Source organism: Pseudomonas corrugata, assembly GCF_050920615.1.
Taxonomy (GTDB): domain Bacteria; phylum Pseudomonadota; class Gammaproteobacteria; order Pseudomonadales; family Pseudomonadaceae; genus Aquipseudomonas; species Aquipseudomonas corrugata.
The window spans coordinates 5,536,622-5,549,872 of the sequence record NZ_CP130434.1 but is presented as its reverse complement, the minus strand read 5'-3'; the positions used below and the strand labels follow the sequence as shown (position 1 = coordinate 5,549,872).

9 protein-coding genes are annotated in these 13,251 nt (G+C 59.6%); 1 reads left to right on the top strand and 8 read right to left on the bottom strand.

Annotated features, from left to right (window positions below):
- Position 1: 1 nt before the first annotated feature.
- The 8 genes from QZH45_RS24745 to yaaA form a co-directional block, all read right to left on the bottom strand.
- Positions 2 to 1,450, bottom strand: coding sequence for an alginate O-acetyltransferase (locus QZH45_RS24745; protein ID WP_024777606.1), 1,449 nt, complete (start codon positions 1,448 to 1,450; stop codon positions 2 to 4).
- Positions 1,451 to 1,461: 11 nt separating this feature from the next.
- The gene (algG, locus tag QZH45_RS24740) at positions 1,462 to 3,051 is read right to left on the bottom strand and encodes a mannuronan 5-epimerase AlgG (RefSeq protein ID WP_024777607.1); all 1,590 of its coding nucleotides are present in this window, start codon (positions 3,049 to 3,051) and stop codon (positions 1,462 to 1,464) included.
- Positions 3,052 to 3,077: 26 nt separating this feature from the next.
- Positions 3,078 to 4,562 carry an alginate export family protein gene (locus QZH45_RS24735; protein ID WP_024777608.1) on the bottom strand — a complete coding sequence of 495 codons (1,485 nt, stop codon included), beginning with the start codon at positions 4,560 to 4,562 and terminating at the stop codon, positions 3,078 to 3,080.
- A 5-nt stretch (positions 4,563 to 4,567) separates the two neighbouring features.
- The gene (algK, locus tag QZH45_RS24730) at positions 4,568 to 6,070 is read right to left on the bottom strand and encodes an alginate biosynthesis TPR repeat lipoprotein AlgK (RefSeq protein ID WP_069018323.1); all 1,503 of its coding nucleotides are present in this window, start codon (positions 6,068 to 6,070) and stop codon (positions 4,568 to 4,570) included.
- A gap of 14 nt (positions 6,071 to 6,084) precedes the next feature.
- Positions 6,085 to 7,254 carry an alginate biosynthesis protein Alg44 gene (locus QZH45_RS24725; RefSeq protein WP_024777610.1) on the bottom strand — a complete coding sequence of 390 codons (1,170 nt, stop codon included), beginning with the start codon at positions 7,252 to 7,254 and terminating at the stop codon, positions 6,085 to 6,087.
- A gap of 35 nt (positions 7,255 to 7,289) precedes the next feature.
- Positions 7,290 to 8,771: a mannuronan synthase gene (alg8, locus tag QZH45_RS24720; protein ID WP_392397813.1), complete on the bottom strand. Its 1,482-nt coding sequence runs from the start codon at positions 8,769 to 8,771 to the stop codon at positions 7,290 to 7,292.
- 100 nt (positions 8,772 to 8,871) lie between these two features.
- Positions 8,872 to 10,188, bottom strand: a complete 1,317-nt coding sequence (locus QZH45_RS24715) for a nucleotide sugar dehydrogenase (RefSeq protein ID WP_024777612.1) — start codon at positions 10,186 to 10,188, stop codon at positions 8,872 to 8,874.
- An 811-nt stretch (positions 10,189 to 10,999) separates the two neighbouring features.
- Positions 11,000 to 11,779, bottom strand: a complete 780-nt coding sequence (gene yaaA / locus QZH45_RS24710) for a peroxide stress protein YaaA (RefSeq protein ID WP_024777613.1) — start codon at positions 11,777 to 11,779, stop codon at positions 11,000 to 11,002.
- A gap of 325 nt (positions 11,780 to 12,104) precedes the next feature.
- Here yaaA and QZH45_RS24705 point away from each other — a divergent pair, with 325 nt between their 5' ends.
- The gene (locus tag QZH45_RS24705) at positions 12,105 to 13,229 is read left to right on the top strand and encodes a polysaccharide deacetylase family protein (RefSeq protein WP_024777614.1); all 1,125 of its coding nucleotides are present in this window, start codon (positions 12,105 to 12,107) and stop codon (positions 13,227 to 13,229) included.
- The last annotated feature ends 22 nt before the right edge of the window (positions 13,230 to 13,251 follow it).

Below are 13,251 nucleotides of genomic sequence, written 5' to 3'. Positions count from 1 at the left end.
CTCATTGTCCGATTTGAGCCGTTTGTTCGGCTTGCGGAGAGACATTGCGTTTGCAGACTTTCGCTTCGACTTGCTGTGGCGCTGTACCGGCTTCGGGGCCCTGGACTTCAACGGCCAGCAGGTTCTGCGAAGCCCAGTCCCCATCGGTGCGCAACTGGAAAGCGAAACGCCCATCGGTTTCCGCGGTGTTCGGTTTTTCGATCTTGATGTCCTCGTGGCGCCCATTCATGTACCAGAGGGTGGCTTGCAACGTTTTCACCGAGGTATCGGCGAAACGGATATCGACCTGGTGACTGCCGTTACGCAGATCCATGTTCTTGCTATTGACCATCAATTCGTTCTTGCCCGGCTTGAGGGCTGTCTTGCTGCTCATCAGTGCCGGTTTGCCTTCACAACCGTTGTCGTCCAGCAGCGCCATCATTTGGCGATAGATGGTTTCCTGGTCCAGGCGATACAGCGGCGAGAATTCCCAGATCAGGATTTTCGGTGGGCTCTTCTGGAAGTCTTCACTGCCCAGGTATTGGAGCATTGAGCCTTCGAAACCGCCGCCGGGAAAAGCCACGTTGAGGATGTCGGCGCCGATGGCTTCCTCCAGGAAACCGGCAAAGTTGTAGTTCTTGCCGCTGTGACTGGTACCCACGAGGGTGATCTGCGGGTTGCCGGAATCACCGAACAGATCGCCGTCACCAGCCTCGCCCTTAGGCTCGGTGGTGAACTGGTCCATGTACTGGATGGCGTAGCTGGTGCCGCACAGTTGCCCGGCCATGTTATGCAGGGTACCGGTCTTGCCCATGCGGCCGGACCTCTTGGTCTCGAATTCGCGCTTGGGAATGTCGGCGAAGGCCGGGATCTGCTTGACCTTCTCTGCGACTATCTTCGCCGTGCGCTGGGCCCCGTATGGCGTCCAGTGCTGGTCGCCACGGAAGTAGAAGTCGTGGGCCGGCAGGGTTTCGGGCAGGCTTTCGTTGGTCAATGGCGACAGGTCCGGCACCACGTAGCCCATCTGCGCGAAGCGGCCGAGCATGGCCTTGTAGTTGGTCAGGGCTTTTTCGTAGTCGAAGCTGGCCTTTTCCTGGGGGTTGAGCTTGTTGCGATTCACCAGGCCCCGGGTCGGCTGGTAAACGAGGACCAGTTCGACGCCTTTCTTCTTGAACGCATCGTGCAACTGTTGCATGCGCTTGTAGCCGGCCGGCGTGGTATTGAATTCGGTGCGCAGATCTTCCTGGGTACGGAACAGCCAGTCGCCCTGGGCCTGTACCAACGTGGTGAAGTTCTGCTGGTAACGCGTGGTGTAGTTCTTTGCATCATGAGCGGCGGGGCACAGGTTGCAGCAGGGTTCTGCGGTGAAGACAGGCGCCTTGATTTCGTCGGCGCGCGCGCCGCTTGCAGCGGCGAGAATGCCGGCAGTCAGGGCAGACAGGCCCAGGAGTTTGATCATCTGTGGGTTCATAAAGGTCATCCTCAGTCCCGCAATTCGGTCTGGCGTTCGACAGGGTCGATCAGCACGGCTTTCTGCTGGCGCACCAGCAGGTCGAGAATTTCATCCTGGCGCTCGCCCAGGATCCCGCTGAAGCTGATGCCGCTGGATTTGGTCGGCGCGAGCATGGATACGCGATACAGCTCGACGCTCAGGGGGGAGTCGATGGACAGCGGGCCACTGCCGTTGGCGACCAGTTCGCCACCGACCACGATCAGCGAAACCTCGGCGTCGAACGGGTCGAGCTTGATGTCCCGGTCGGTGTTGGACAGGTCCTTGATGTGGCCGTAGATACCGGTCAGGCCGTTGGCCATGGATATGTTCTCGTAGAGGCGGATGTTTACGCTGTTACGAATCCGGATGCCGTGGCGCTGGTTGCTGATCACTTTGTTGTCCCACAACAGATTGTCGGCGCTCTCGTAAAGGGTGATGCCGTCGGTGTGGTTCTTGTAAATCTCGTTGTAGGCAATGATGTTGTTGACGCTGTTACGGTCGATCACCAGGCCCGAGAGCTTGTTGTCGTAGCTGCGGTTGTTGAAGATGAAGCTGTCGTTGACCTCACGGGAAATGATGATCCCGTGCTTCTTCTTCGTCCCGTGGACGGTATTGTCGGCGATGATCAGCCGATGGGAGCGGTCGTGGGGGTCGATGCCGTAGACGATGTTGTCCTTGTAGGTGTTGCCCTTGACCACAAAGTCGCGGGTCTCGTAGCAGTAGAACCCGTACCACATGTCCGAGAACTCGGAACCGATGATCCAGCCGGTCGGTTCCGGGCGCTTGAGGACCTTGGCCATGTTCGGCGTGTACTGGGAAATACTCACCCCGTACGACTTACTGTTGGAGTAGCCGAAGCTGGCCATCTTGGTGTTGACGATGTAGGTCTCGGTGCCGCCCCACGCTAGCAGGAACGGACGGAACTCCTTGGGCGAACGGAACGTGGCGGGGCCGTTGTCCTTCTCACGCCAGCCGGTGACCTTGGTGTCGCGGATGAACATCCGGCCATCGTTGACCAGGAACGAGCCGCCCTCCTGGGACAGGCGCAGTTCCTGGGTCTGTTTGTCGATTTCCAGGATGCCTTTCTGGCCGACCACGATCGGAATCTTCGCCAGGTAGACGCCCGGCGAGGTTTCGATGATGTACTTGGGCAGCTTCTTGGCCAGATCCTTGAAGTTCATGTAGCCGTCATCGATGAAGATGGCCTGCGGGATGCCGTGCTGGCGCACCACCCACTCGGCCATCTTGTTGTCACCGCCGATGAAGTCCTTCAAGGCGTTTTCCTGCATCATCCGGCGCACGCTGATCTTGCCGGGCTTGGTTCGCACGATCTTGGCCGCGACCGCTTCGGCGGTGAAGCCTTTGAGGTCGGGCAAGGTCGGCTTGGCCAGTTCCAGCGGCGCGGTCGGTGCGCTGTTGACGGTGTAGGTCTTGGCTCGTTGCAGTTCCTTGACCACGTTGCCCGGCTTGACCGCCGGTTCAACGTTGGCGAACGCCGGCGAGCCGGCCAGCAGCATCGCTGCGACCAACAGGCTGATCGAACCTTTCATCGCCTGGCTGTTCCTGAGGTAGCGGTTCATTTCGGGCACTCCCATGGCCATTCGCATCAGAAGCGCCAGATCACGTCGACAAAGGCGCGATGCATGTACGAGTCGACGTCTTTGCCGTAGGCATCGCCTGGCTTGAACACGCCGCCACGCAAGCGCACCAGCGCCGAGGGTTCGTCGATGGACTGGCTCAGTGCGGCCGGCAGCAGTCCTTGCTTGAAGTACTTGGTGACCACCAGGTCGACCTCCTGGCCCAGGTCCTTGTCGCCGTCACGCAGCGGCAGGGTCGAGGTGGAGAGGATGGCGCCGGTCACGTCGTCGGTGTTGTTCTGTACGGCGTTGATGCCGTTGCTGCCCACCGGCTTGTTGCCGTCCACACGCCAGAACTTGTGGTACACCAGGCTGGCGTCGTATTCATCGCGCAACTGCCAGGAGCCGAACAGGCTGGCGCTCTGGGTGTTGGCCATCTCGCCACGGAACGCCTCGCCGAAACGGTGGACACGCGAGCGGGTGCCGGTGAAGTTCGAGCGGTTGCTCTGCAGGCCGTTCTGTTGGTACTCGTCGCTGGCGCGGGCATAGGCTGCACCGACTTGCCATTGCGGATCGAGGCGCAGCCGGATACCCAAGTCAGTGGCCCAGCCGTTCAGGTCGTCGCTGCGCTTGGCTTGCGCAGGACGTGTGCCGTCGGCGTTGAGGGGATTGACGGTGTCGCTGTCGCCGGTCATGCCGGTAAGGCTGGCCCAGTAGTTGACGGTGTTGGTGTTGCGCCAGTTGTAGGCGTCGCTGTTGGCTTCCAGACCGAGCCAGGTCAAGTCGCCGTTCTGGGTCTTGTCCAGGGTGTCGGTGGGTTCGCCCGGGGTCGGGTAGTCGAGGCTGCCGTTGTCATGGGTGTGATGGGCACGGATACCGGCCCATTGACCTGGCATCCACTGGTAAGCCACATCGCCATAGACGTGCAGGCGGTCCTTGTCCTTGGGCGACAGTTCCTTGAGGTCGGTGCGATATTCGCTGAAACGTTCGGCGACGCCGAGGTTGGCCCGCAGCAACGTGGTGTCGAAGGTCCAGTTCAGGGCTTCGATGTTGGTGTCGCGCCATTGGCCGTCGTCGTTGCGCAGGCGCTGGCGCCCGAACTTCAACTGCTCGCCCGGATAAGGGGTGAGGCCGCTGTAGCCAATCCAGAACTCACGCATGGCCAGGTAATTTTTCTTGGCTTCGCGATCGCCGCTGTCAGTCTGCTGGGTGGTGCCATCGGACTGTTGCAGGGTGTCGGTCTCGATGACATCAGTGGAGGTTACGGCCTGGGCCATGGCGTAGGCGCTCCAGTTACCGCTTTCGCCATAGACCCAGGGACGCAGGTCCAGGCCCACCCCATTGACGTCGCCACCGCTCTGGGTGCCCAGGTCACGGTCGTCTTCGGATTGGCCGGTGATCTTCACTTCCAGGCCGAAATTCTTGCTTTCGGTCAGGGCCGCCAGGGTCGGGCAGGACCACATCAGTGCGAATGTCAGGCCAATTCCGGCCTGCACAAAAGGATTGAGCTTCAAAGGCTTCATAGTTGTTCCTCGCCGTTATCTTCTTTCAGGGCTTGCAGTTCCAGCGTATCGGGGCTCATGACGCCACGAATGGCCTGCTCTTGTTGTAGCAGGCGTTTGGCTTGGGCAAGCTGCTCCGGCGGTAGTTGTGCTTCGAGAGTCTGGGCAAGCTCGATGGCTTGCGGGGTGTTCTGGACCTTGGCCAACTGGCTGAACACATAGGCGTTGACCGGATTGGGCTTGGTACCCTTGCCTTGGGAAAACAATTGGGCAATGGCGAAGTCGGCGCTGTTCTGGCCGTTACGGGCGGCCTTGAGCAGATGGTCCAGGGCTTTTTGCGAATACACCCGGCCCAGGTAGCCTCGGCGATAGATCTGGCCAAGGTAGTAATCGGCGGCTACTTCGCGGCCGACGGCTTTCTGGAAATGTGCCTCGGCGACCTTGGCGTCGGCCGGTACCCATTTGCCTTCGTAGTACAGCTTGCCCAGCAACAGCTCGGCGCGAGGCTGGTCGGCGGCGCGGCCGTTTTCCAGGTATTGCATCATCTTGTCGACGTCGCCCAGTTCGGGAAAGTCGTAGAGCAACTGCGCCAGGCTGACCCAGGCAGCCGGGTAGCCGGGGGCGATGTCTTCGAGCAGGGACTGAGCGGTCTTCTCATCAGTCTTGCCCAGACTGGCATCGGCCAGGACACGGGCAACACTGTCCACTCGCTGGGCTGACACCACGCCACGACTGTGACCGGCCTGCATCTGCTTGAGCAGTTCGGCCTGCTGTTCCGGCTGGCCGCGTTTTTGGTAGACAGTGGCCAGTTCGACATAGCAGATATCGGTGGTGGCCAATGCGGCCTTGCAGACCTTCTCGACTTCGTCCAGGTGCTGATCGTAGGTGCCCTGGGTGCGATAGAGCAGAATCTGCGCCAGGCCCGCTTCCGGGTAGCCGGCGCTGCGCCACTGGCTGATCTGCTGTTGGGCGTTGATGTTCGGGAAGCTGTGGGGGTATTGCAGGTACAGCATTGCCAGCGGGATCAGGGTATTGCCTTCACCGCTGGCGAAGGCTTTTTTCAACAGGCCTTCGGCTTCGTGCTTTTCAGCCTCGGTGGAACCCGGTTTGGCCACCAGCAGGCGACCCAGGCGGGCCTGGGCCCGTGGCGAGATGTCAGCGGCGGCGCGGTAGGTGGCCTCGGCCTTTTTCATCTGCTCGGGGTCGCGGCTGTCCACCTGGATGTCGGCCAGACCCACCTGAGCCTCGCTGTAGCCAAGGTCGGCCAGTTGCTGATAGTTCTGCTGCGCCAGCGCCGTGTCACCACGCTTGAGGGCCTCATTGGCCAGGCGCTGGTCGGGCAGGCCGGCGCAACCGGCCAGGCTGACGGCCAGTGCAATGGCACACAGCGTCCCTTTGTGGGAGCGAGCCTGCTCGCGAAGCAGGCGCTGCGGTCCTTCAGATACATCGCTGCGATCCCATCGCGAGCAGGCTCGCTCCCACAGGGAGTGCAGCGCGTTGTTGTTTTGTGGAGTCGTCACGGGCAGTCCTCCGCTTACTTACCGACAGCCATGGCTTTGTCGATCAGCCAGTTCAGGTTCGGACCACGGTCGCTGTTGACTTCCACGGGACGACCGGCCAGGGCGCTGTCCAGAGGCTCGTCGGGCTTGATCAGCACACGGATATCCGACGACAGGTCTTCGCTTTTCAGGCTGGTGCTGCTGATGATCTTGCCGGTGCGGGTGACGTCTTCGCCGGCGACCTGGAAGTTCACCGAGGTGCCTGGACGCACTTCGCCGAACTGGCGATAGGAGAAGCGTGCTTCCACGTTGGCTTCGGTACCGCGCGGAACCAGTTGGAAGATCACGTCGCCCTTGCTGGCGTATTGACCGTTGGCGACCAATTGCTGGGCCACGATGCAATCGCAAGGGGAGGTCAGGGTGCCGGTCATCTGCTTGCCGAACAACTCTTCGACCTTGGCCGGTTGCAGTTGGTTGTCGTCCAGGTGGCCCTTGAGCACGTCGAGCATGCTGGTGCTGAAGGTCGCTAGCGGGGCGCCTTTGGCGGCCACGCCGTCAGGCTTGACCAGGCTCTGCACGGTGCCGTCGCGCGGCATGGTGATCGCCATGCCCGGTACGTTCACCAGGCCTGCCTGGGCGTGGCTGACGAAGTACATGCCGTACACCGACTTGAAGATGAACCCGAATGCTGCCAGGCCGACGATGAACACGCCCAGGCTGAAGGTCACGGCCCGCAGGCGACCCAGGGCGCTCATGCCGCTGCTTTCATCCTTCTGCTTGCGCGCCTTGGTGAAGTTGTCGCGTTGCAGGGTCGCCAGCACATCGCCGACGCCGACGATGTCGCCGGCCAGATGCGAGGTGATGATATGACGCAGTGTCGAGATATCCCGAGGTTCCAGGTTCTGGAACTGGCAACCGGTGCGGCCGGTCTGGCGCTCGTGGGAGCGGATCTGCAATTCCACGTCCATGGCCAGGCCAAGGTTGTCGATGACGAATTGCAGGCGACCCTTGTAGGCCTCACCCACCTTGAGCGGCATCTGGCCGGCGTTGAAGCTCAGGCCGCCGGCGGACAGGTCCAGGACCTTGACTTCCATGGGGGTGCGGTCGGGACCGAAGAAGCGCAGCTTGGCCGGGATTTTCACCCGGGCGTGTTGGCGCTGGGCTTCGGATTCATGCACTACGTTGACATTCACGGCGGTGTTCATAGGGGCGATTTCCTAGTTAATTCAGGCGAGTTCGGTCAGACCATCGTCAACAGCACGGCGACGAAAATACTGCCGGCAGAGAAGGTCATGGTCCGAGACGACCAGGTGTTGAACCAACGTTGAAAGCTGGCGAGATCACGGGTAAGAGAAGTGGGCTGTCGGGTCCAGGACTGCTGATCGAGGCGGAAAAACACATAGATCTTCACCATCGCGCCGACGATCTGGTTGTAATAGAGAATCGCCGGGTAAGCGGGGCCGATCCGGTGTCCGGAGCACGACAGCAACAGGGTCAGGATCAATCGGGTGATGCCGATCCACAGCAGGTACACCAGGATGAACGCGGTGCCGTACTTGAAGCTGGCAATCAGCGCCACCGTCAGGCCCAGCAGCGAAGTCCACATCGACACTCGCTGGTCGAACAGCACCACCGAGGTAAACAGGCCCAGACGTTTCAAGCCCAGCCCCAGTGCCCGGGAGTTCTGCCGCAGATTGTTGCCGTACCAGCGGAACATCAGCTTGCGACTGGCCTTGATGAAGCTTTTTTCCGGCGGGTGTTCAACGGTGTTGATCGCTGCATCGGGTACGTAGAAAGTGTCGTAGCCCAGGCGCATCAGGCTGAACCAACTCGACTTGTCATCACCGGTAAGGAACTTGAAGCGACCCAGGCGCCAGTGTTGCAGCGAGTCGCTTTCCACGTCGGCGATGAAGTCCGGGTTGGTTACCACGGTGGCGCGGAACACCGACATGCGACCGGTCATGGTCAGTACGCGCTTGGACAGGGCCATGGAGCACATGTTGATGTGACGCTGGGCGAAACGCAGCTTGTGCCACTCGGCCATGATGTAACCGCCACGCACTTCGCAGAACTCGTTGGTGGTCAGGCCGCCGACGTTGCCGAACAGCTGGAACCACGGCACGGTCTTGCGCACGACGCCTTCGGCGAGCACGGTGTCGCCATCGATCACGGCGACCACGGCGCGATCATCCGGCAGGTGGCGGGAGATGGCGCGGAAACCGTAGGCCAAGCCATCACGCTTGCCGGTGCCCGGGATGCGCACGAAGTCCAGCTTGACCCGCTCAGGCGGGTTCATGCGGGCCCAGAGGCTCTTGACCAGCAGTTCGTCGGACATTTCCACGATGGAGCAGACCACGGTGGTGGGCAGCCCGCATTCGATGGCCTCGCGAATCACCGAACCGTACACCTGGGCAGTGGTCAGCGCGTCGATCCGGAAGCTGGTGACCATCAGGTACACGTGGGACGGATCCGCCGCCTTGCCCAACTTGCGGACCTTGCGGCGCAGGTGTGGGTAGACGATGTACAGGAAGATCATGCCGCGCACGAAATGCGTTGCTCCCATGGAGTAACGCCAGATGCCCACGGCGCCGATCAGGAAGATGAAATCCTTGGATTCGGAGTCGAACGTGGACGTGGGCAGCGCCATGGCGATGCCCATCAATAAACTCAAGTAAAACAGCCAACCGGCGGCCTGAAGCAGGCCGTGCTTTAGCCTGTGCATAATCTGCATCCGTCTCTATCTCGGGCGGGCCTTGTGGGCGGCCCGATGGGTTAAGGCAGGCGAAAGGCCGGCCGGGGCATGCCCCGGCCGGCAAACAGACTTACCAGCAGATGCCTTCGGTCCGGCCACTCGGGTTGGTGGCCTTGGACATGAAGCCGACCAGGTCGATGACCTGCTTGCCTTCCGGTACGTTTTCGGTCAGCGCGCGGAACTTCTCGTCGCGGTTGCCGAGGATGATGATGTCGGAGTTGTCGATGACCGAGTCGAAGTCGGAGTTGAGCAAGGACGAGACGTGAGGAATCTTCGACTCGATGTAGTCCTTGTTCGCGCCGTGGACACGGGCGTATTCGACGTTGCTGTCGTAGATGCGCAGGTCGTAGCCCTTGCCAATCAGCATCTCCGCCAGTTCTACCAGTGGGCTTTCGCGCAGGTCGTCGGTACCGGCCTTGAAGCTCAGGCCCAGCAGGGCGACTTTGCGTTTTTCGTGGCTGGAGACGATGTCGAAGGCGTTCTGCACCTGGGATTCGTTGCTGCGCATCAGCGAGTTGAGCAGCGGCGCCTCTACGTCCAGGGAGCTGGCGCGATAGGTCAGGGCGCGTACGTCCTTGGGCAGGCACGAGCCACCGAAGGCGAAACCTGGGCGCATGTAGTACTGGGACAGATTCAGGGCCTTGTCCTGGCACACCACGTCCATTACTTCACGGCCATCGACGCCCACCGCCTTGGCGATGTTGCCGATCTCGTTGGCGAAGGTCACCTTGGTGGCGTGCCACACGTTGCAGGTGTACTTGATCATCTCGGCGACTGCGATGTCCTTGCGGATGATCGGCGCATCGAGTTCTTCGTACAGCGATTGCAGAACGTCGCCGGAGGCCTTGTCGAACTCGCCGATGACGGTCATCGGTGGCTGGTCGTAGTCCTTGATCGCGGTGCTTTCACGCAGGAATTCAGGGTTGACCGCGACGCCGAAATCGACACCGGCCTTTTTGCCGGAGCAGTCTTCGAGGATCGGGATGACAACGTTTGCCACGGTGCCTGGCAATACGGTGCTGCGCACCACGATGGTGTGGCGGGTGGTCTTTTCGCGCAGGACAAAACCGATCTCGCGGCAGACGGCCTCGATGTAGTTCAGTTCCAGATCACCGTTCTTTTTGCTCGGTGTACCGACGCAAATCATCGACAGGTCTGTATCGCGAATGGCTTCCGCGAAGTTGGTCGTACCACGCAGGCGAGCTGTTTGAATGCCTTGAGCCAGCAACTCCCCAAGACCCGGTTCAACAATAGGCGATTTGCCGGCGTTGATCATATCGATCTTGTCTTTGGCGACATCCACGCCAACCACATCATGGCCCCGTGCAGACAGGCAACCGGCACATACTGCACCGACGTAACCCAAACCAAATATGCTAATGCGCATCGCATTTACCTCTGTTTTTCACGCCATTAAATGGCCGGAGTTAATAGTGTTCAGCGGTCATAGTGCACTCGGAAGTGTGGAATGCAGGCGCCACAGTGCCGTGTGCAGGCATACTAAGTTCCGAGTGTCTAAATAATTGCACTCAAGTTGTGCGCAGTGCGGCCTTCTTGTTATGACCTGCCCTGTTATGCAGCCAGTCCTCGTTATCCAGAACATTCGTGCAAAGGTCGTTCACTTCTGATTTCTGGCAAAAAGCCCACAAAATCAGAAGCTTGTGTGCTCAGGTGAGCACGTTGTAGGGGCGCAGCCTTGGCCTTGTAGGGGATAGTGATGCTGCCTTATCTCCTGTCCTTTTCATCTTGGGTCTATAAGGGCGACCGTTTCGCTTAGTTGCTGTGACAACTTGGTTACTTTGGTCGACGTCCTTTGTAAGTTATCTCGTACACGCTCGGCGAGAATCGTTACGGGTGGTATGAGCCGTGCATTTGGACATAGTTCCAGTCCGCTCATCGCGATTTCTGAAATTTTTTGAAATATGAGTCGAGATGGCACTGCTTTCATATTGATAGCACTTGCGATTTCGCCCTTTAGTTACGGGGAGTTAAGAGGCCTAGATACTTTTTTGCCACTACTGTTGAAAATTTTCTGTGCCACTACGGAAAAAACTGACAATTGTCGAGTGAAAGAATAGTTAGCCCAGGACGGGCTTTAAATATTGACGCCAATAAAGTGGCGATTCGAATGGGGAAGTACAATGACCTGCGTGGGGCTGATCGAGGCCCCTGATCAGGGGCCCGGAGGCAGTGCTGCGTTATTGTGGGGCGTGGTCGCGCAGGAAAATCAGTCTCTGCGGTGAGGACTGTTCGGCGCTGTAACGATAGCCTTGCACGTCGAACTGTTTGAGCAGTGCCGGATCGTTGATGCGCTCCTGGATGACAAACCGGCTCATCAAGCCGCGGGCTTTTTTAGCGTAGAAACTGATGATCTTGTACTGGCCGTTCTTCAGGTCCTTGAATTCGGTATCGATGATGCGCGCGTTCAAGGCACTGCGTTTGACCGCCGAGAAGTACTCGTTGGAAGCCAGGTTCAACAGCACGTCATCGCCTTGGTCGGCCAGGGCTTCGTTCAGCCATTCACTGATACGGCTGCCCCAGAATGCATAGAGATCCTTGCCCCGGGCATTCGCCAACCTGGTGCCCATTTCCAGACGATAGGGCTGCATCAGGTCCAGCGGCCGCAGCAGGCCGTAAAGACCGGAGAGCATGCGCAGATGCCGTTGGGCCTGGTCGAAGTCGGCTTCGCTGAAGCTCTGTGCATCCAGGCCCGTATACACGTCACCCTTGAAGGCCAGTAAGGCCTGCTTTGCATTGGCCGGGCTGAACGCCGGGGTCCAGCTGCCGAATCGCGCAGCATTGAGGCCGCCGATCTTGTCGGAGACGTGCATCAATTCGCTGATCTGTGTCGGCGAGAATTCACGCAATTGCTCGACCAGTTCCTGGGAATGGTCCAGGTACTGTGGCAGGGTAAAGCGTTCGGTGGCCGGCGGCGTTTCGTAATCGAGGGTCTTGGCGGGGGAAATCACCATCAGCATGAATCGTCTCCTTCTAAGGGTGCGGCGATTCTAGGGGGTTGTCCGGGTGGACTCCAGCTATCGGGGTAATAGGTGATCGGTGGTGGCCCTAGAGCGAATGCGGCGTAGGAGCTGCCGAGTGCAACGAGGCTGCGATCTTCCCCTGTCCATTGAGTCGAGAGCGAACGATAAAGATCAAAAGATCGCAGGCTTCGCCAGCTCCTACAGGGTTCCGGGTTCAGAGTTCCGGTGTCGCTGAATTCCCTTGCCACACAAAGCTCCCGGGCCTTGCTTCCATTCGGATCAGCTATGATGCCGCGCGGGTTTCGTTATGGAGACATCCCTTTTGCGTATCGTGCTTGTGTTATCGGTCTGGCTCTTGAGCCTCACTGCCATTGCCGCGCCCAACGACATCGCCACCCTGGACCGCAGCACCTGGCCGGAACAACTCACCAGCCCGACCCTGTTCGACGTCGCTTCGCGGGCCGAGATCCTGATGTTCGCCCGGGTGTTGTTGGATACCGATGCCATGGACGAAATCGCTCTCAAGCAGTACCTGGGACTGCGCTCGGTGAACATGGCGGCGATCACCGCCCTGCGTACCCGGTTGTGGCAGAGATTACTGACCAGCTACAACTTCGCCCAGCAGAGCTGTGACCAGGACGCTTCTTTCTGCTACCTGGTGGAGAACATGGCGACCTTGCGTGAGGAGGCGCGCCGATTCCACCTTGATGAAGACTCGTTCTATTTCAAATGGGCCGGGCCGAGCGAGATTTTTCATACCCAGTACCGGGATGAGTTGCTGCGAAAAGCCGCGCTTTTTCCGCAAACCACCAGCGAAATCGAACGTTTCGGTGATTACGAGCGCAACGGCGAGGACATGCCTGACCGGCTGTTCCTGCTGACCTTCGACAGTGGTGCCAACGTTGTGCCAGACAACACCGGGTGGCTGACGGATTACTTGCGCAAGTCGAACATGAACGGCACCTTTTTCGTGCTGGGCAAGGACATCCAGGCGCGGCTGGTGGAGGAGTCCGCCAACGACCTCCAGTCGTTGTATTCAGAACAGTGCGTGGGTGTTCAGGGCTGGGAGTTCCGCTCCCATAGCTATTGGAGGGACTGGCAGGATTCGATACGGCGCAGCGTCGATCTGGTCAAGAGCAAGCTGCCAGAGAATTATGTGCCGCTGTTCCGTCCCCCCCAGGGCCAGCGACGTGGCGATGCTGAAGCATTTTTCAGGCAACAGGGCCTGCAAGTGGCATTGTGGGATATCGATCCCCAGGATGGCAGCAATCGGCTCAAGCCCGAGCAGAGTGCCCAGCGCGCGCTGACCTTGATGCTGCTGTGGCGCCACGGAGTGATCAACTTCAACGCCAAGCAGGACGCGGTGAAGACAGCAATGCCCTGGCTCGTCACGCAGACGGCGCAAAGTGGAATCGGTTGGGAGGATTGTCAGGAGGCCTTTCGCTGAAACCGCAAAGGCCCGGAAATAC

Excerpts from the sequence above, each read along its gene's own strand:
- QZH45_RS24745 (WP_024777606.1), bottom strand. The coding sequence starts at position 1,450 with ATGAACCCACAGATGATCAAACTCCTGGGCCTGTCTGCCCTGACTGCC.
- QZH45_RS24715 (WP_024777612.1), bottom strand. The coding sequence starts at position 10,188 with ATGCGCATTAGCATATTTGGTTTGGGTTACGTCGGTGCAGTATGTGCC.
- yaaA (WP_024777613.1), bottom strand. The coding sequence starts at position 11,779 with ATGCTGATGGTGATTTCCCCCGCCAAGACCCTCGATTACGAAACGCCG.
- algG (WP_024777607.1), bottom strand. The coding sequence starts at position 3,051 with ATGAACCGCTACCTCAGGAACAGCCAGGCGATGAAAGGTTCGATCAGC.
- QZH45_RS24725 (WP_024777610.1), bottom strand. The coding sequence starts at position 7,254 with ATGAACACCGCCGTGAATGTCAACGTAGTGCATGAATCCGAAGCCCAG.
- alg8 (WP_392397813.1), bottom strand. The coding sequence starts at position 8,771 with ATGCACAGGCTAAAGCACGGCCTGCTTCAGGCCGCCGGTTGGCTGTTT.